This window comes from Arthrobacter sp. EPSL27 (assembly GCF_001512305.1).
Classification (GTDB): domain Bacteria; phylum Actinomycetota; class Actinomycetes; order Actinomycetales; family Micrococcaceae; genus Arthrobacter.
Map to the genome: position 1 here is coordinate 983,568 of NZ_LNUT01000004.1, position 19,360 is coordinate 1,002,927.

The 19,360-nt window shown below is 60.4% G+C and carries 15 protein-coding genes; 8 read left to right on the forward strand and 7 right to left on the reverse strand.

Annotation, left to right across the window (positions count from 1 at the left end; genetic code table 11):
- Window positions 1-161 precede the first annotated feature (161 nt).
- The 5 genes from AR539_RS09090 to AR539_RS09110 are packed head-to-tail and all read right to left on the reverse strand — an operon-like array spanning window position 162 to window position 5,338.
- The gene (locus AR539_RS09090) at window positions 162-1,346 is read right to left on the reverse strand and encodes an acyl-CoA dehydrogenase family protein (protein ID WP_066435106.1); all 1,185 of its coding nucleotides are present in this window, start codon (window positions 1,344-1,346) and stop codon (window positions 162-164) included.
- A complete protein-coding gene (locus AR539_RS09095; protein ID WP_231728552.1) occupies window positions 1,339-1,800 on the reverse strand; it encodes a MaoC family dehydratase in 462 nt (153 codons plus the stop codon). The genes AR539_RS09090 and AR539_RS09095 overlap by 8 nt, the downstream gene beginning before the upstream one ends.
- A gap of 44 nt (window positions 1,801-1,844) precedes the next feature.
- Window positions 1,845-3,038, reverse strand: a complete 1,194-nt coding sequence (locus tag AR539_RS09100; protein WP_066435109.1) for a CaiB/BaiF CoA transferase family protein — start codon at window positions 3,036-3,038, stop codon at window positions 1,845-1,847.
- A complete protein-coding gene (locus AR539_RS09105) occupies window positions 3,020-4,426 on the reverse strand; it encodes an MmgE/PrpD family protein (RefSeq protein ID WP_066435111.1) in 1,407 nt (468 codons plus the stop codon). Before AR539_RS09105 ends, AR539_RS09100 begins: the two co-directional genes overlap by 19 nt.
- A 12-nt stretch (window positions 4,427-4,438) precedes the next feature.
- The gene (locus AR539_RS09110; RefSeq protein WP_082699264.1) at window positions 4,439-5,338 is read right to left on the reverse strand and encodes an HpcH/HpaI aldolase/citrate lyase family protein; all 900 of its coding nucleotides are present in this window, start codon (window positions 5,336-5,338) and stop codon (window positions 4,439-4,441) included.
- Window positions 5,339-5,563: 225 nt separating this feature from the next.
- Between AR539_RS09110 and AR539_RS09115 the strand changes: the two genes are divergently transcribed.
- The gene (locus AR539_RS09115; RefSeq protein ID WP_066435123.1) at window positions 5,564-6,334 is read left to right on the forward strand and encodes an IclR family transcriptional regulator; all 771 of its coding nucleotides are present in this window, start codon (window positions 5,564-5,566) and stop codon (window positions 6,332-6,334) included.
- A 766-nt stretch (window positions 6,335-7,100) separates the two neighbouring features.
- Here AR539_RS09115 and AR539_RS09120 read toward each other — a convergent pair.
- Window positions 7,101-8,336: an NAD(P)/FAD-dependent oxidoreductase gene (locus AR539_RS09120; protein ID WP_066435130.1), complete on the reverse strand. Its 1,236-nt coding sequence runs from the start codon at window positions 8,334-8,336 to the stop codon at window positions 7,101-7,103.
- Window positions 8,337-8,551: 215 nt separating this feature from the next.
- Here AR539_RS09120 and AR539_RS18965 point away from each other — a divergent pair, with 215 nt between their 5' ends.
- The 6 genes from AR539_RS18965 (at window position 8,552) to AR539_RS09145 (ending at window position 17,001) form a co-directional block, all read left to right on the forward strand.
- Entirely contained in the window at window positions 8,552-8,755 is a 204-nt protein-coding gene (locus tag AR539_RS18965; RefSeq protein ID WP_082699266.1) for a ferredoxin, read from the forward strand.
- The gene (locus AR539_RS09125; protein WP_066435133.1) at window positions 8,752-10,005 is read left to right on the forward strand and encodes a cytochrome P450; all 1,254 of its coding nucleotides are present in this window, start codon (window positions 8,752-8,754) and stop codon (window positions 10,003-10,005) included. The genes AR539_RS18965 and AR539_RS09125 overlap by 4 nt, the downstream gene beginning before the upstream one ends.
- Before the next feature lie 48 nt (window positions 10,006-10,053).
- Window positions 10,054-11,697: an FAD-dependent oxidoreductase gene (locus AR539_RS09130; protein WP_066435136.1), complete on the forward strand. Its 1,644-nt coding sequence runs from the start codon at window positions 10,054-10,056 to the stop codon at window positions 11,695-11,697.
- 555 nt (window positions 11,698-12,252) lie between these two features.
- The gene (locus tag AR539_RS09135) at window positions 12,253-13,806 is read left to right on the forward strand and encodes a Re/Si-specific NAD(P)(+) transhydrogenase subunit alpha (RefSeq protein WP_066436412.1); all 1,554 of its coding nucleotides are present in this window, start codon (window positions 12,253-12,255) and stop codon (window positions 13,804-13,806) included.
- Window positions 13,803-15,281 (forward strand): Re/Si-specific NAD(P)(+) transhydrogenase subunit beta, encoded by a 1,479-nt coding sequence (gene pntB / locus AR539_RS09140; RefSeq protein WP_231728553.1) that lies wholly within the window; start codon window positions 13,803-13,805, stop codon window positions 15,279-15,281. Before AR539_RS09135 ends, pntB begins: the two co-directional genes overlap by 4 nt.
- Window positions 15,282-16,392: 1,111 nt before the next feature.
- Complete coding sequence (locus tag AR539_RS09145; protein ID WP_066435138.1) at window positions 16,393-17,001, forward strand: adenylate kinase; 609 nt, start codon at window positions 16,393-16,395, stop codon at window positions 16,999-17,001.
- A gap of 110 nt (window positions 17,002-17,111) precedes the next feature.
- Here AR539_RS09145 and AR539_RS09150 read toward each other — a convergent pair whose 3' ends face one another.
- Complete coding sequence (locus AR539_RS09150) at window positions 17,112-17,921, reverse strand: SDR family NAD(P)-dependent oxidoreductase (protein WP_066435140.1); 810 nt, start codon at window positions 17,919-17,921, stop codon at window positions 17,112-17,114.
- Between the two features lie 390 nt (window positions 17,922-18,311).
- Here AR539_RS09150 and AR539_RS18970 point away from each other — a divergent pair, with 390 nt between their 5' ends.
- On the forward strand, window positions 18,312-19,322 hold the full coding sequence (locus AR539_RS18970) for an NADPH:quinone reductase (RefSeq protein WP_082699267.1): 1,011 nt from the start codon (window positions 18,312-18,314) through the stop codon (window positions 19,320-19,322).
- Window positions 19,323-19,360 lie beyond the last annotated feature (38 nt).

The window sequence follows — 19,360 nt, forward strand, 5'->3', positions numbered from 1 at the left end:
GCCCTGCTGGACCGCAGCAAGGGGAAGGCCTCAAATGGCTGCCTTGCACCCCCGTTGGGCGGCTCACCCCTATGTGACGCCGGACGCCCCTCCAGCAACAGCTCGCCTGCTGAAGCTGCTGGAGGGAGACCCGTTCGTTCCTTGATCTTTCTTGGTGGAGCTTAGAAGGAGCGAGGCATCTTGAGCACGTGCTGCCCAACGAATGAGAGGATCAGGTTCGTTGAAATCGGGGCAACCTGGAAGAGTCGTGTCTCGCGGAACTTGCGCTCGATGTCGTACTCCTCTGCAAATCCGAGCCCGCCGTGCGTCTGAATTGCAACGTTGGCGGCCTCCCAAGAGGCCTCCGAGGCGAGAAGCTTGGCCATGTTGGCTTCGGCACCGCAGGGAGCCTCGGCGTCAAAAAGGTCACATGCACGCCACCGCATGAGGTTTGCGGCTTCGACGTTGACGTGGGCCCGGGCGATGGGGAATTGGACGCCCTGGTTGGATCCGATGGGGCGGCCGAATACTATTCGCTGTCCTGCATACTTGCGAGTGCGCTCGATGAACCAACGGCCGTCGCCTACGCATTCCGAGGCAACGAGTATGCGCTCGGCGTTAAGGGTGTCCAGCAGGTAACGGAAGCCTTCGCCCTCCTTACCGACCAGGGCGGATTCGGGTACGCGGACGTTGTCAAAGAACACCTCATTAGTCTCGTGGTTGACCATCGTTTGAATCGGCACGGCGGTGATGCCGGTCGTCTCTCGCAGGTCGATAAGGAACAGCGATAGACCCAGCGATGGTTTGGCTACATCCTCCCGCTTGCTCGTGCGCGCCAGCAGAAGGAGTAAGTCTGAGTGCTGAAAACGGGACGTCCAGATCTTCTGCCCGTTGATGACATACTCGTCGCCGTCACGTACGGCCATAGTCCGGATGTTTGTCGTGTCAGTTCCTGCATCAGGCTCCGTCACCCCGAAGGCCTGCAAACGGACCGCACCAGAGGCAATCCCGGGCAGATACTTCTTCTTCTGCTCCTCGCTGCCGTGCCTTAAGACTGCTCCCATCGTGTACATCTGGGCGTGTACAGGGCCGGCGTTGCCTCCATTCGCGTTAATTTGCTCGAGGATGACTGACGCGTCGCCGAGACCGAGGCCGAGGCCGCCGTACTCTTCGGGAATCAGGGCCCCCAGGCAGCCGGATTCAGTGAGCGCGTCAACAAAGGCCTCGGGGTACGCACGAGCCCGGTCGACGGTACGCCAGTACTCGTCGGGGAACTTCGTGCTGATGCTGTTAACGAGGTCGCGGAGGTCGCGGCGCAGCTCGGACTCCGAGAGCGCGTGATTAAGGGTAGCCGTGGATTCAGCCATGGTCTAGGAGTTCCTTTTCTGTTGCGAAGCGCGGACCGAAGCCGTGCTTGTAAATGAGGGCACTGCGCTTGAACGAAATGACGAGATCCTTGTTTTGGTTGAATCCCTCCGTAAACACCGACACGATCCCCAGCTGTGGACGCGAGTTTGACTCGCGTACGGCCGTGATTGTACTGCGCGAGTGCAGCGTGTCACCTTCGAAGACAGGATGCGGCAGCAGTACGTCGGTCCAGGAGAGATTTGCAAACACGTTCTGCGAGATGTCCGTGACGGTCTGCCCGACTACGAGGGCAAGGGTGAACGCGGAATTGACCAGCGGTTTGCCGAATTCAGTGCGTGCGGCGTACTCGTGGTCGAAGTGGACCGGAGCAGTGTTCTGTGTAAGCAACGTAAACCAAATGTTGTCAGCGGTCGTCACTGTTCTCCCAAGTGGGTGCTCGAATATGTCGCCCACTACGAACTCCTCGAAGTAGCGGCCGTGCCAGCCCCGATGCGTAGTCACGCGGTCCTCACTTTCCTGTTGGGTACATTTAGGGTCAAGGCGTCAGCGTCGATGCCAAGCCAGTTGCAGATGGCCTCGGTGTCTTCGCCCACGGCGGGGATTCTGCCGTAATCGAGATCATGTCCTTGAGGCACCCAGGGCGGAAGCAGAGTCTGAAAGTTGCCTTGCGGACTCTCCGTTGGAATCCACCGGTTTCGTTCGACAATCTGCTCATGAGTGGCGAGCTGGTCGAGCGTGTTGAGCCGGGAGTGCGCGATTTCTGCTGCTCCGAGCTGTGCAAGCAGGTCGTCGCGGTTGATCATGGCAATGCGCCTGGTAACGATATCGTCGAGCTCAGTTCGGTTTTGGATGCGTTGCTCATGGCTGTTGAAGCGGGGATCCTCGGCGAGTAACGCGTCTCCGAGAATGCGGAGGCAAAACCGCCGCCACTCGCTGTCGTTCTGCACCGCCAGCAGCACTTGGTGTCCCTCGCGTGTCGAGAACGCTCCGTAGGGTGCAATCGTGGCGTGACTGACCCCCATGCGGCGGGGGGCAGTGCCCCCGTGCTGGGTGTAGTAGAGCGGATAGGCCAGCCACTCGACAAGGGAATCGAAGAGGGATACGTCCACACTGAGCGCTTCCCCCGTAAGGTTTCGATGCATCAGGGCGGCGAGGACGCTGGAGTAGACATACATTCCCGCTGCGATGTCAGCGATGGAAATGCCGACCTTGGCCATACGGTCTTCACTGCCGGTGAGGGAAACCAGGCCGGTCTCGCCCTGTACAAGGAGGTCGTATGCCTTTGAGTCGCACAGCGGTCCGGATTTTCCGTAACCTGAAACTGAGCCGGCAATAAGGCGAGGATGGGACCGCGCCAAAGTTTCCGAGTCGAGTCCCTGTTTTGTTGCGGCACGAGGAGAAATGTTGTGCAGAAACACGTCCGCTCGACCTATAAGAGCCTCCAAGGCTGCCCGCCCATCCTCGCTCTTAATGTCGAGGGCCACCGATTCCTTACCTCGATTTAGCCAAGCAAACGCACTCGATAGCCCATTGATCTTGCTGTCATAGCCGCGGGCAAAATCACCAGAACCGGGTCGTTCAACTTTGATGACCCGAGCACCGAGATCCGCGAGCTGGCGGGTGGCAAATGGCACCGCGACTGCCTGCTCGAGGGCGACGATAATTAATCCTTCTAGCGGTCGACCCGGCATGGCTCGTCCTCCGAATCCTGTAGTTTGACCTGACTAATCAGCTGAATGGTTGTCCGTATCGACCTTTCGGCGCGCAGCGCGCGTAGAGGGCGGTAGACGTCATCTGGAACGCCCTGCTCCTCGAAGCCGGCACACTGCTCAAACTTCGCCCGAAGCTGCCCTTCGGTGAGGGGGGCACCAGTGTGACCGCGCGGGACGTCATTGCGGGCAGTGAAGATTCTGCCGTCACGGGTGGTGACGGTGACTACGGCAAATGATTCGTGCCAATTAGGCGAACCGTAGGGAGGAGAAGCGGATTCAGTCGCCGTCACAAGCTTGAGTAGAGTCTGCACCTCGGGCCGCCGGACACGTGATTCGTCGAAGCTCGACAGAAAGACGTCCCCGTCCAGGAGGGCGGCTGCGACGGTGTACTCTATGCTGAACTTCGCCTCGGATCCATCGGCGGGGCGGTGATGAATTAGCGGGACAAGCCCCGCAGGTTGGACCGTGACGTTAATCGCCGTTACCTCAGAGAGGTCGATCTGCCCTGCCAATTCTGCCGCGGCCTCGATTGCCGGGTGTGTGCGGTAGCAGCACGGGTAGCGCTTAATGTTGAACCCTGATGCCACGAACGCCCTCTGAACCACCTCGGCCGTTGGTTTGATTCTGCTGGAACTCCCGCGGAAGAGCTCAAGGAACCCGATCGGCCCGGAAAGCTGCTCCGGGTTTGACGTGAAGCCGCGTATGCCAAGTTCAGCGGCTAGCACAGCATTCGAGGCCGCGAAGCCCGCATGGAGGGGCTTGACCATAGTGCCGAAGTTCTGCCTGCTTCCGGCTGCGAGCGAGCCTGCAATCCCGAGTGCGTTGCGGGCACCAGTGGCGTCGGCGCGGAGAAGTCGGGACACCGCAGCGGCTCCCCCGACGGTGCCGATGGTAGAAGTGGAGTGCCAACCGGCACCGAAGTGCGTGGTGATATCCAGGTGCGCGGCGATGACGCGGTTTGTGATTGCCCCTACCCGAAAGGCAGCGAGAAGATCTTTACCGCTAGCGTTGACTTTTTGCCCGATAGACCAGAGGGCTGGGAATATTACCGCACTAGGGTGCGCGATGTAGGCTTCGTCCATATCGTCGAGATCGAGTGCATGGGCGCTCGTGCCGTCCAGTAGTGCAGCGTCGCGTGACGCCACCGGGCGGGACGCCGCTATCGAGTAGACCGGCCCCTCGCCCGCTTCCACTGTGGCGTCCAGAATGCGCACGGGCTGTTGCCGGGAACCAGCCAGAGTGACGCCGACCGTATCGACAAAGGCGCGCTCTCCAATCGTGGCCCACTCTTCCTCAAGGAAGGCCTCCTCGTTCGAGATGAGGTCGACGAGAAGCTCGGTTAGCGAGGGATTCTCTCTTGAAGGCATGACTACACTTCCCTAAGACTCTTGAGCTCGCCCGAGTATGGCTTCGGCCCGAGTGGCAATCGGCTGGTCGATGAAGGTCCCATCGCTGAGCCGCACCGCACCTGATCCCTGCGCACTTGCGCGGGTGAAGGCTTCAATCACGCTGGATGCCCATGCAATCTCGGCCGTTGTCGGAGCGAACGCGTTGGTGACGATGCTGAGCTGTTTCGGATGGATAGTGACCATTCCGTGGAAGCCCAGAAGGTGAGCGTTGTCTGCAGCCACTCTGAGTCCGGCATCATCATCGATGTTGAGGTGAGGCCCGTTCCAGGGCTTGGTGATGCCCGCAGCCGCACACGCCAGCACTACCATTGATCGGGCGGTGAGCAGCTCCTGCCCCTCTGCCGTCGGGGTTATCCCAAGCTCGGCCGATAAGTCAGCCAGACCGAAGAGTAAGGTATGCACTGAACCGCTTGCTGCCGCGATTTGCCGGGCATTCCATACACCAGCCGCTGACTCGATAGTGGGGATCAGCGACGGGAGTACGTCCACGTCGCCAGACCCGAGCAGCAGTGCCTCGAACGAGTGAACATCGTCCGCCGATTCGACCTTCGGCAGGATGATCATGTCGATCTCCGACAAAACCGGCTGTAAGGCCTTGAGATCTTCCAGCAATTCGGGCAATTCGGCAACGCCGTTGACTCGCACGATGCGGGTTACGGAACCCCAATCGGTAGTACGCAGGGCTTCACTGGTGAGTGTGCGTGCCCGCGGTTTAACGCTGCCCTCAACGGCGTCTTCCAAGTCTAGGATGACGGTACGGGCCCCGCGCTCAATAGCTTTCCTGATCAACTCCGGATGGTCGCCGGGTACGAACAGGGGTGCAGTGAGAACGCGTCGTTGATTGTTTCGTTCTGCGGCACGCTGTTCCATAATCTAATTGTCCCGACGTGGGTATCCGATGTCAACCCACTTGCATGGACAATGATCTGCTGGCTTTTGTTGGCCCGATTGGGTTGCACCATGCGAGGAAATAGCCGGCGACGGAGGGGGAGCCACGTGGAGAATTATGGATTCGCCTCGTCCGAGGTGTGGCATATTTGCGGAACGCCGTGCTGATAAACGAAAATGGTTACCAAGAGGTGGAGGCCCAGGCAGATGGAAGAGAAGCAGATCGGCTCGATCCAGAGCGTAAAAAATGCTCTGAAGATGATCGAAAGCATCGGCGAGCTTCAGCCCGTCGGTGTCTCGGAACTTTCGCGTCACGTGGGATTGCCCAAAAGTTCCGTGCAGCGAGCCCTCACGACGCTCGGCAATGCCGGGTGGATCAAACAGCTCCCAGATGACCAGAGCCGGTGGCAGCTCACTACTGTGATGCTCGCGATTTCGCTCATGGCTTTTGGTGAACACTCGCTTGTGGAGCTGGCTGATCCTGCGATGCGGGAGCTGCAGCAGCGTACCGGAGAGACCATTCACCTCATTTCCCTTGACGGCGACTCGGGTTTGATCCTTCACCGGGTGGACAGCGAACATACGGTGCGGACTTTCGTGCCTGTTGGTACCCGCTCGCCACTGCATGCTACCGCGGCCGGCCAGGCCATGCTTGCCTTCATGCCTCCAGAAACAACTGATGAGATCCTGCGCCGCAGTCTCGGTTCGTTTACGGAGCAAACCGTTACTGATCCCGCTGTGCTCATCGAGCGGCTCGAAGTCGTACGGGAACGCGGGTACGCCGTTAATGTCGCGGAGTGGCGGCGCGAGGTGGCCTCGATCTCATGTGCAATCAGAGCGGCACACGGTGCTGTAGTCGGAGCGCTGACTATCTCGATACCTCTCAGCCGCTTCTCTGAGAGCCTTGTGCCGCTGTACGGGTCTTGGTTGAAGGAGCTTACGGAATCCATCACGCCGATCTCGTCCCGCCGAGTCTAAAAAATTGGGGCAGTGTCTCGTTTCCAGGTTTTAGCGATGTCCGGTGCGCCCCGCATCGGGGCCGGTGCTGCCATGTCGGCATCGACGGGATGCCTGACTGGTTGGACAGCCGCTCCCTGGCAAGGTGGGAACATACTCACCAGGTGCTCGCCCTGCATAGCGAGGAAGCAGCAAACACGTGCCGGACCGCGGGCAGGCAGGCAGGCAGGCAGGCAGAGCAGTTCAGCATCGGTGAGCGCCGGTACCGGCCTTTACTCGGTCAGGGGCCGGCGCGAGATGAATCTGCGGGTGTTGAGATCTGTCCTCGCAAACAGGTCTGGGACCCTCGACCTCCGACCGACAGTACCAAGTGGGCCCGGCCACTCCGGATCCATTCATCTGGTCCGAAGGTAGCGGCCTGGTACGCCTGGAATGACCGCTCTGGAGTGACTTGCGGGGCACGAGGGTAATTTTGTGGCAGAGGACTTCCAGCTGGTGGGTCGCGCCTGGGAACGCCTACGGATAGACCTACCGCCGGTTGAAGCGGCGGTATGAGATCGTGCTGAGGCCAATTCGGAACACGCTCCGGGCGGACCACTCGCATGGGCAAACGGATTGACGAGGCCCAGCCTGCCTCAGAGGCCATTTAGGCGCCCTGGTCAGGGCTGCGCTCGGCGGGGGCTCCCTGGGCTTTGGAAGGCATGACTTTGAATCCGGTACACCCCCGGCGCCTATCGACCGCCGGGTCAAGGGAACCGTTGCTAGCAATGACCCTCGGAGCGATCATCTAACCGACAGCTGCTGGCTGGACAAGGGATTTCAGGCTGACGTCGTCCGAGGCGAGGTCGGCGTCGTTCAGGGATATACCTGACTTCATGAGCTCCATCGCGGTGCGGACATCCCGGGGCCGGTTGCATCCGGCCACGCCGACGAGGCGACGCCCGTCAAGGTAGAAGACGGAGAAGTCACGTGCAGACACGCTGCCTCGAGTGACGTAGCGGTCCCAAGGACCGTGGAAGCCAGCGTAGTGGATGCGTTCGGTGTATTGGCTCGACCAAAACCAGTGGACGTCGTCATAGGAGACCATCTGGCCGAGCATGTTCCGAGCCGCGACCTTGGCCTGAAGGATGGCGTTCTGCCAGTGCTCCACGCGGAGATGCCGCCCTGCAAGCGGGTGGAAGTGGTTCGTCACGTCGCCGGCCGCGTAAATCCCGTCCACGCTTGTTCGGCAGAACTCGTCGACTCGAATTCCTCCTTGGACCTCAAGTCCGGCGTCAACAGCCAGCTCCGAGTTTGGCTCTGTGCCAAACCCAAACACCACGAGGTCGCACTCAAGCGTGCGCCCGCTTGCAGTGAGGACGCTTTTGACATGCCCCTCGCCTCCCAGGGCAATCGCGCGGTCCTCAAAGATCATGTCTACTCCATGTTCCGCATGAACATCCTTGAGCACGCTGCCCATGTCATTGCCGAGGGCTTGAACGAGTGGCGCGGAAAGCATTTCCACGGCGGTGACCTCCATGCCGCTCGAACGCAGGGCGGCAGAGACCTCGGTACCGATGAAACCCATGCCAAGTACTACGGCCCGGCCCCCTGGGCGGATAGCTCTTCTGAGGGCAATCGCATCATCAGCGGTCCGCAGGCTGAACACTCCCTGAAGGTCCAATCCAGGTAGGGGCAAGAGCCGGTTGCGTGCGCCGGTTGCGAGCAGGAGTCGATCAAAGGGGAGCTGCTCGCGGGAGCTAAGCTCAACGGACCGGCTGGAAACATCGATCTTCACTGCTCGAGACCCGAATTTCGTCTCGATTCCCCGATCGGTGTAGCTAACTATGGGACGGGTGAGAATTGCGTCGAGGCTGCCGTTGGCGAGAAAGTCTTTGGAAAGGGCTGGACGCTCATAGGGGGCGTGCGACTCCTCACCCACGAGCGTAACGCGGCCCTTATATCCCTCCTCCCTGAGCGTCACCGCGGCTGTGCCTCCGGCGAGACTGCCGCCGATGATCACGATGTTCTCTGGGTAGTCCATGGGGTCTCCTAGTGGAAGTGAGGCCGATCACGCACTGATGTTGCAGGTGCTGTCGGTGATACAGCAGCAAATAGTCCTTGCGTGCCGCATAGTGGACCATCTTGCCAAAAATGTTGACGAGCTTCAATAGTTCATGGAGGATGGCAATCATCGACCACACGTGACGCGCCTCTCAATACAGAGGGTGCAGACGTGGATGACAAGGAGGTCAGTCTATGAAAGTCACCGTTAATCGGAATCACTGTCAAGGACACACGATGTGCAATATGGCGGCGTCCGAGGTCTTCAAGTTGGATGAAGACGGCAATGCCTATGTTGAAAGCTCAGAAGTACCAGCCGAACTCCATGCCAAGGCTCAGGCGGGCGCAGCCGCCTGCCCCGAGCGCGCGATTGTGATCGAGGAGCAAACACGCCCATGACCAACGAAATCCCCACCCGCAACGAAGTCGATCTCGACATCCATTCTCCTGAATATCGCGATGGTACGGTCGCAGTTGAAGCAGAAGTGCGCTCGAAATGCCCAGTCGCCTGGACTAAGCATTACGACGGCCACTGGGTTGTGACCAGTCACCACGGCGTCGGCGCCGGGCTGCGGGACCGCGATCGATACTCGGCGGCGAAGACGCTGGATGAAAATGGGAGGCTCACTGGCGGTGTGACCATCCCCACCGCCGAGACCTACCGTGCGCTGCCTAACGAATCCGATCCTCCCGAGTGGGACCACTACCGGAAGCTCGTGAGTCGTCCGTTCTCTCCGCAGTCGGTTGAGAAGCTTGTTCCCCTGATCGAGAAGTACACGACCGAGGTCATCGACCACATGATTGAGCTCGGTGAGGCCGACTTCGTGATGCAGGTTGGCAGTCCTGTGACCGCACTTATCACCCTCGACGTGATCGGACTGCCTCTCGGCGACTGGCGGTTCTATGCAGAGCGCATTCATCAGACCTTCACCGGAATGCCCGGTGACGGCAGTTCGGAAGCTGGCATTCCGGGCATCCATAAACGACTTTCTGAAACGATCACTGAGCGTCGAGCGAACCCAGGCAAGGGCCTTCTCGATGACCTCATCGCCTCGGAAATCGAGGGGGAGCCCGTAACTGACGACGTCATCAAGGATCTCCTCTACGACATCCTCATTGGCGGGTTTGATACGACGGCGGGCCTGCTCGCCGCGTCGCTCAAGTACCTCGCCGGAAAGACTGAAGTCCAAAAGCGCCTCTTGGAGGACGATGATTTCCTTCGGACCGCCACCGAGGAATTCCTGCGCTGGGTCAGCCCGGCCGTCGGCCTAGCAAAGACCGCAACTCAAGACATTGAGCTCGAGGGCCAGACCATCCCGGCCGGCGACCGCATATGGTTCATGTACCGTGCCGCCAACTGGGACCCCGAAGAATTTGAAAACCCCGAGACCCCGGATTTGGAGCGAACACCGAATCGGCACTACGCGTTCGGTGCAGGAATCCACCGGTGCCTTGGTTCCAACCTTGCACGAGCGGTCTTCCAAACGGTGCTGCGCCAGTTTCTGACGCGTGTACCCGATTACGAGGTTCAAGAAGATCAGCTTCAGAACTATGCCTACGCTGCAACCAACGCCGGTTTCGCGTACTTCCCCATTAAGTACACGCCAGGCAAGCGACTCAGCGAACACCCCATATTCGAAACGCTTTAAACGGAAGAGCAGGCTCGTGCACGAGAAATCAGGGAGAGTGTCACGTAGATGACATATGTCATTGCAAAGGGATGCTGCAACGATGCCTCGTGCGTCAGCGTATGCCCTGTCGACTGCATCCGGCCCCGGCCCAGTGACCCGGAGTTCAAGACCGCCGAGCAGCTCTATATCGACCCCGCGTCGTGTATCGATTGTGCTGCCTGCATGTGGGAATGCCCGGTTTCAGCCATTCATGATGAAAACGACATGCCCAGCGGACTCGATATCTTTCGCGATATCAATGCAGAATATTTCGAGCACAATCCGCTCCGTGTCACCGAAACGGCGAGGACGGGACGGCGTAAGCTACCCGAAACCAGACCCAAATTGCGGGTAGCTATCGTTGGGGCCGGGGCCTCCGGATGCTACGCCGCGGAGGCACTGGCCGTCGTTCCTGGGGTGGAAGTGTCACTTTTCGATCGGTTGCCCACCCCGTACGGGCTCATTCGTGCGGGAGTGGCACCGGATCATCAAAAGACCAAATCCATCACCAAACAATTCGAAAAGGTTCTTAAGCGGCCCAATGTCCACAGCTATTTCAACGTAGAGCTGGGCAAACACATCACTGTGGAAGACCTCCTGGAGTGGCATCACGCGGTCATCGTGTCGGTCGGAGCAGATGACGATCGCAAGCTGGGGATTCCGGGGGAGGATCTCCCAGGGTCCTATTCCGCCCGGGAATTCGTGGCTTGGTACAACGGAAGCCCGAGCCACGCAGACAGTTCCTTCGACCTCACGGGAGAGCAGGTTGTCCTCATCGGCAATGGGAACGTTGCCCTTGATGTCGCACGTGTTTTAGCCGAGAGACCGAAGGCCTTCGCTGCCACTGACATGACGGACTATGCGATAGATGCACTCGAGTCAAGCGGGGTCCGTGAAGTCATGATTGTGGCACGACGTGGAATCGACGAAGCCGCATTCACAACCTCGGAATTGCACGCTCTCACCGAGCTTGACGGCGTGGATGTGGTTATACGGAAAGAGGAAGTGGAAGCTGATGTCGCAGCCCCCCTGTCAAATGATTCGTTCGGGACCCGAGGGAAACGGGACCTTGCCTCCCGCATTTGCGTACAGGAAAGCGGCGATGCCGACCGAAAAATCACTTTTCGTTTTCGGCATGAACCCGTTTCGATCAACGGTGATACCGAAGTTGAATCGATTACGTTCCGGAGCACGCTCGATGAGTCGGTTGAGGAAACGATCAAGACCAGGCTGGTGCTCCGAGCCATCGGATATCGCACGTCTCCCACGCCGGGCGTGCCTTTTGATCCAAAAAAAGGCACCATCCCAAATGACGGAGGCCGTGTTGTCAATGTCGACATGGAACACGCAGTGCAAGGGCTGTACTGCACGGGGTGGGCAAAGAGGGGAGCGACCGGCGTCATCGGCACCAGCAAGTGGTGTTCGATTGAAACGGTCAATGCAATTTTTGAGGACTTCGAGCAGGGTTTGCTTCGCGACCCAGCCGCTCTCGATGAGGAGGTACTGGGCTTCGTGGCCTCACGTCAGCCTGAACTCATTGATCTCGAAGGCTGGTTGAGGATCGATGCCGCTGAGCGGCTAAGGGGTGCTGAAGCACCCACTCCTAAGCCGAGAAGGAAGTTTCATAGTCTCGCGGACATGCTGAGCGTCGGGCTCGGGCAACGGGCCTAGTACTGCAGCCGCGTTCATTCCTGGTCGCCAGGGGAATAACACAGTGGGCATCTGCGGCGGTTTTCCTGGCCGGAGCGGCAATGTTCAGAACCCGGAGAATAAGCCGCTAGGGGAGCCCCGGGCGCATGAAGGGTCTGCTGTTGATGTGGCTTGACCCCGAGACGCTCCGCGATGGGTTACTGGCCCGACCGGTGAATCATCCTGTGTCCTGACAGCGCAATGATCGGCTGGATGGCACTGGCACTCGGCGAGGAAACTGCTCTGCCAGATGCTCCGACCTCAGTGCGCCGGAACTTCCGAATCTCGTTGTCCCCGGTGGTCTGGCGCACGTTGTTGGGTCGGAAACTCTAGCTAAGCAAGTTCCGGTCGCCCTGGGAGGCCAGTGCAGGTTTGAACTCAGGGATGCCCAGTAGAGGTTGACGCATTCTATGAAAGAGAAACCGGGGCCAGTCAACGTTTAGCTGGCCGGTCCCATAGAGAAATGAACAGATGCGGTTGTGGCCCGGCAGCGGAATCCCGCCCGAGCCTTTTGGTATGGATGAAAAGAGATTGAACGTGGCACGTATTGGGATCGTGGCGGAGTTGAGCCGCGAGAAGCGGGTGGCGGCGACGCCGACCACCGTTAGGCAGTTGTTGGGTTTGGGCTACGAGGTCGTGGTCGAGAAGGGCGCGGGGGAGTCCGCGTCGTTCCGTGATGAGGCTTATGCTGAGGCCGGTGCTGTGATTGTGGGTGCTGACGAGGCGTGGGGCAGCGAGGTGGTGTTGCGGGTCAATCCGCCCACTGAGGAAGAGATCACCCGCCTGGCCGAGGGTGCCACGCTGATCGGGTCGTTGAGCCCTGGGTTGCGGCCGGAGTTGGTGGAGGCGCTGGCGGCGCGTCCGATCACGGCGCTGGCGTTGGATGCGGTGCCGCGGATTTCACGGGCCCAGTCGATGGATGTGCTCAGTTCGATGGCGAACATTGCCGGGTACCGTGCCGTGATCGAGGCGGCTCACGAGTTCGGCCGGTTTTTCACGGGACAGGTGACCGCGGCGGGTAAGGTCCCGCCCGCGAAGGTCCTCGTCGCGGGCGCAGGCGTTGCCGGGTTGGCGGCGATCGGCGCTGCGAGCAGCTTGGGCGCGATTGTCCGGGCGACGGACCCGCGGCCAGAGGTTGCCGATCAGGTGAAATCCATCGGCGGAACCTATCTTAAGGTCGAGGTCGCCGAAGAGATGCGGTCCACGGACGGGTACGCCAAGGCCACCTCCGAGGCATACAACGCCAGGGCTGCGGAAATTTACTCGGAGCAGGCTGCGGATGTGGACATCATTATCACCACTGCCCTGATCCCGGGGCGGCCGGCGCCGAAGCTGCTCACCGCTGAGGACGTGGCAAGCATGAAGCCGGGCAGCGTGATCGTAGACATGGCCGCCGGGCAGGGCGGAAACGTCGAAGGCTCGGTCGCCGGGGAACGGGTCGTGACCGACAACGGCGTCGTAATCCTGGGGTATACGGATCTACCGGCCCGGTTACCGGCCCAGGCCTCCCAGCTGTACGGGACGAACATGGTGAACCTCCTCAAGCTCCTCACCCCGGACAAAGACGGGCAGCTGACAATTGATTTCGACGACGTTGTCCAGCGCTCCGTGACGGTGGTGCGCGAGGGCGAGAAGACCTGGCCGCCGCCCCCGGTCCAGGTCTCCGCCGCACCCGCAGCCACGACCCAGGGCCCGGTCGCCGAAAGCCCTGCACCTAAGAAGAAACAGGGCCTTAGCGCTGCGGGCAAGACCGGTCTTTTTGCCGCCGGTATCGCGGTGTTGTTCGGGGTCAACGCGGTGGCCCCGGCGCCGTTGCCCCAGCATTTCACGGTGCTGATGCTCTCGGTCGTGGTCGGGTTTTATGTGATCGGAAAGGTCCATCACGCCCTGCATACCCCGCTGATGTCCGTGACGAACGCGATCTCCGGAATCATCGTCGTCGGTGCGCTGCTGCAGGTCACGTCCGACAACCCTGTGATGCAGGTCCTCGCCGCGGTCGCGGTCCTGCTCGCCAGCATCAACATCTTCGGCGGGTTCGCCGTGACCCGGCGCATGCTCGCCATGTTCTCGGCCGGGAAGGCCCGTTCATGAGCGCCGTCACCGCAACAGCAGCAGCAACACTTACGAGGAGCTCTACCGTGACTGACACCGTCTCCGGTCCGCTGACCGCCGACTCCATCGCCGGGGCGGCCTACATCGTCGCGGCCCTACTGTTCATCCTGTCCCTCGCCGGACTAAGCAAGCACGAGAAAGCCCGCGCCGGCGTCATCTACGGCATCACCGGCATGGTCATCGCCCTCGCCGCCACGATCTGGCTGACCCTGCAGGACGCCTGGGGCACCGGCCACGCCCTCACCGGCCTGGGCCTGCTGGTCGCCGCGGTCGCCGTCGGCGGGGCCATCGGACTCTGGCGCGCCCGGGTGGTCGAAATGACCGGCATGCCCGAGCTCATCGCCCTGCTGCACAGCTTCGTAGGCCTTGCCGCCGTGCTCGTGGGGTGGAACGGGCACCTCGAAGCCCCCGCGTTGTCGTCGGATTTGATGGCGATCCACCACGCCGAGGTGTTCATCGGTGTGTTCATCGGCGCGGTGACCTTCACCGGCTCGATCGTGGCGTTCCTGAAACTCTCCGCCCGGATGAAATCCTCACCCCTGATGCTGCCGGGCAAAAACGGGATCAACCTCGGCGCCCTCGCCGCGTTCATCGCCCTGACCGTCTGGTACGTCAACGACTCCCAACTCTGGCTCCTCATCGTCGTCACCGTCCTGGCCCTTGGGCTGGGCTGGCACCTGGTCGCCTCCATCGGCGGCGGCGACATGCCCGTGGTCGTGTCCATGCTCAACAGCTACTCCGGCTGGGCCGCCGCCGCGGCAGGCTTCCTGCTCAACAACGACCTGCTCATCATCACCGGCGCCCTGGTCGGCTCCTCCGGTGCCTACCTGTCCTACATCATGTGCAAAGCCATGAACCGGTCCTTCATCTCCGTGATCGCCGGCGGCTTCGGCATCGCCGCCCCCGCCAGCACGGGCGACACGGACCAGGGCGAGCACCGCGAAATCACCGCCGAAGCGACAGCGGACATGCTCACCAACGCCTCGTCCGTCGTCATCACCCCCGGCTACGGCATGGCCGTCGCCCAGGCCCAGTACCCCGTGGCCGAACTCGCCCACCAGCTCCGCGAACGCGGCGTGAACGTCAGGTTCGGGATCCACCCCGTCGCCGGACGCCTCCCAGGGCACATGAACGTCCTCCTCGCCGAAGCCAAAGTCCCCTACGACATCGTCCTGGAAATGGACGAAATCAACGACGACCTCGGCGACACCTCAGTCGTGCTGGTCATCGGCGCGAACGACACCGTCAACCCCGCCGCCGCCGAAGACCCGGGCAGCCCCATCGCCGGGATGCCCGTCCTCCGCGTCTGGGAAGCCGAGAACGTCATCGTGTTCAAACGATCCATGGCAGCCGGCTACGCCGGCGTCCAAAACCCCTTATTCTATCGCGACAACTCCCAAATGCTCTTCGGCGACGCCAAAACCCGCGTCGAAGACATCCTTAAAGCGTTCTGACGGCAGACCTAGCGATCTTCCCTTGCTGGTTCCCTGATGTATCGCCGGCTATCAGTGCCTGAGTGCGTGCAGCCAGCCCTGAGCTCAATAGAGGAGAAAAGAAGAATGATAAGACATCCAGTTCCACTGAACAACCTTTCTCAGAAGGCGGTTGGATTAGCTTCCCAAGACCTTTTCTGGCCGATCGAAGATCCCGATGGGTGTAGGGGCCTTGATATCGACGCTTTTATGGCCTCACCTTGGATTGGTCTTCACTACCGGCACGAGTTCTTGCTCCACCACAGGCATGAGCTTTTGGAGCAACACAGCAGAGAGCGACCCCTTGTCCGAGGAAGTGATTGAGGCCAAGCAAAAGACCTGCTCCGGAACAGAATCTATAGGCCCGCCCCGCTCCTGACAGCCCCTACAAGGCCGCTCTGGTGAATGCTGAGAATACTTAACCAAGAAATTCTCTCAGTATGTGCTGAGGGACTGGAGCAGCAGTCGTGGCGGCCCAGTCCGCGGCAGCCAGAAGGTCCCGGTGGGGCACCGGATGATCAACTATCGAAACGGGCGGTGCCCCGCCGCTTAGCCATTACGAGGCTATGACCGCCTCCACCTGAGCGCAGCCTCGGACGCTGTGGCCGTCACGCCTGGTGTTTGTCAATTCATTCCGTGGTTTCTCTGAAAGGCGATCCGTGAATCCTGAAACAGGAACATCGTTGTTCTTGGCGGGGCAAACACACTCCGTCCGAACCTTTCTGAGCCGACCTGCCCCGTTGTCCTCGAGCGATCTTGGATTCCATGCCACCCGCCGCGCGCTTGGACTGCCACGTATGGCCGCGGAACGACGAGGCTGTCGTCGAGGGGACAGGTCACCCATGCGGGCCTGCAGAGGCCCTGCCAAACAATCTGCCGGGGAAGGCCATCAGCTGGGACGTCCGGTCAGGATGGTGAAGAGGTTATGCCTGTTTGGGCTGAAGGCTGTGATTCTCTTTGCCTGGATAATCAGTGCGGGGAAAACTGGCTCCACAATTGGCGCAGGGCAGGAAGCCATGCGCTTCACTTGGCTAAGAAACTGCGGGTTAGAGAATTTCATCCATCAAAAAGTTCCATTGAACGGCCCACCCGCATGAGACTGGTAATTATCGGACCCCCTGGTGCGGGCAAAAGCACTCAGGCCAGGCTCGTCGCCAGCTTTCTTGGACTGACAACTGTCTCTACGGACGACATACTCCGCGCCCACGTCAGGAGCCGCACAAGTTTGGGCGTCCAAGCAAAAATGTACCTCGATACTGGCGCCCTGGTTCCGGACAGTGTGACTAACAGATTAGTTCGAGGCCGTCTCAGTCAGATGGTCGTGAAAAAAGGTGTCGTGCTCGATGGATACCCGAGAACCAGGGCCCAGGCGATCCTTCTGGACGACATCCTCGCGGCTAGTGAAAATAAGCTGGACGTCGTACTTCAGCTCACGGCTCACAACGAAGAACTACTCTCAAGGAGGCTTGGGTGGGCAAGCCAGGCACAGCGTAGCGCCGAAACCGCAGAGACCTTTCTCGACCGAGTTGAGCTTCACCAGCAGCAGACCCGGGAAGTGGCAGAAAACTACTCTTCCCGCGGAGTTCTTACCTCCGTGAATGGAATGGGTGCTATCGAGGAAGTTTCGGATCGGGTCCTGAAGACCCTGCGGGAACGCGTGGGCGGGTCACTGGTCGGTGACTACGCCGGCTTAATCAGTTAGGTCTCTGCAGCCACCTCCTTCGGCATGCCGGGATCGGCATTGCGATCCCCAACGAAGAAACGCCATCCGCTCGGATTCGGTGACAAGCTAAGTGACCCATGCAAGAGGTGTCAGATGCTAGTGAGCGAGCCGCCATCGACAACGATGGTCTGACCCGTCATGAAAGCGGCCGCGTCGCTTGCGAGGAACGCAGCGACGCGGGCGATATCGTCGGGCACGCCCACGCGTCCCAAGGGCATCTTCGCCGTGATGCCGGACACGAGTTCTGAAGCGTCCTTGCTAGCGCCGAGGAGTTGGCTCAGACCGTTAGTTAGTGTTACCGACGGCGCGATCGCCAGAATCCGGATGCCTCTGCACCCGAGTTCGGTGGCGAGGCCGCTCGTGAGCCCCCGCAGGGCCCACTTTGACGCGCTGTACGCGCCGGAACCGCGATAGGCGCCCGTTGACAGGATGTTCAGGATGACCCCCCGACATCCTGTTTCCTGCATGGTACGCGCTGCCGTCTGCGTACCCATGTGCGCTCCGGTGATGTTGAGCTCAAAGATCTCTGCCATCTGTTCGGGCGTCGTGTTCAGCGGATCATACGAAGGATAGATCCCCGCGTTGTTGACCCAGATGTCGAGCCGGCCGAATTCACGAGCAAGGCCCTCCACAGCAGTGCCGATTGAGGCATGCTTCCGCATGTCGAGCCGCAGGAACCGGGCGCGCGGACCACATGCGGCAACTGCATCGTCAGCCAGAGTTTCGTCGCGGTCCGTGATAACCACGGTGGCCCCCATTTCAGCGAACCGTTTGGCGATGGCGAGGCCGATTCCGCTGCCGCCGCCGGTGACCACGGCCAACCGATGTTCAAGAGAAAACAGAGCGGGCAGGGAGTCTCTGGAGAGGTCGGGGGCGATCATCTGCTTTGCGTTATCCATTGCATTCCTTCGGGTTGCGGTGCTTGACCACAATCTTTTGCACGCCTGCGGTCAGCTTAGTAGAAGCCCTCATTGCCGGTCGGTCCAGTTATCAGCAGCGATTGATAATGCGACGTACCGGTCCCTGCGCCAAATTTTTCGTCCGCATGCCATATAATGGCACGGCGTTCCGCTAGAGATTCTGCGCTGTCAGGTGCTGCCTGTCAAGAGATGCGTCAGGTACCGAGTTGAGTCTTAATGGCGTGAAGATATTGTCCGAAAAAGTAAGGCAACGCCCGCCCTAGGGTCTGTTGCTGCCAAATAAAAGTGGTTATCTGCTTGGAAGGTGGAAAGGTATCGCTGAACGTCGATGACCACGGTATGCGACGAACCCACGAGGTTAGAAGGTTGATGAAACGGATTGAGATAGCCCGCTACGGGTCCGAAGATGTACTCCAGTTCCTCGATTCGGCAGCCGGCCACGGTGATCCCATAGGTGAAGGATCCGACCGGCCGGGTGCGGGGGAGGTTGTCATCGAGGTTCGGGCTGTCGGCGTGAATCCCGCCGATACGTATCTGCGGGCCGGTAATTACGAGTTCCTTACACCTGATCTGCCGTTTACTCCTGGCTACGATGCCGCCGGTACCGTCACGGCCACCGGTTCTTCGGTTGAAGGGATCGCACCCGGTGACAGGGTCTGGGTTTCCACAATTCCCGGTCGTGTTGTCGGAACCTACGCACAGCAATTTATATGCACGGCCGAGATCGTTCATCCGTTGCCTGAGCACCTGTCCTTCGATCAGGGAGCCGCACTGGGCGTCTCCTACACAACTGCCTACCGGGCATTGTGCCAACGAGGTTCCGCCGCAGCAGGAGAGATCGTGCTCGTCCACGGCGCCAGCGGCGGAGTCGGCACAGCAGCTATCCAGATCGCCCGCGCCCTGGGACTGACCGTGATCGGCACAGCCAGCACCGAGACGGGCCGTGACTTGGTCCTCAACTTGGGTGCAGCCCACGCACTGGACCACACCGCACCCGGCTACCTCGATAAGACCTATGCACTCACCCATGGCCGAGGTGTGGACCTGATCATTGAGATGGCCGCGCACAAGAACCTCCAACGAGACACCGGGATCCTCGCGCGAAACGGGCGGGTGGTCATCGTGGGAAGCCGCGGACCGGTAGAGATCAGTCCGCGCTCACTCATGGTCGCCGAAGCCGACATCCGCGGAACGGCGCTGTGGAACATGACACCCGACGACTTCCACGATGCGTACGCCGCGATCGACCGCCTCGTCGCCGAAGGACTTATCCACCCCGTCATCGGCAAGCAGTTCCCGCTGGAAGAAGCAGCCGAAGCGCACAGGTTTATCACGAACTCCCACGCCCTAGGCAAAGTCATTTTGCACCCCTACGGCTGATGTAGGTCCGGTTGTCAAGAGCCATGGATGAGCTGCTC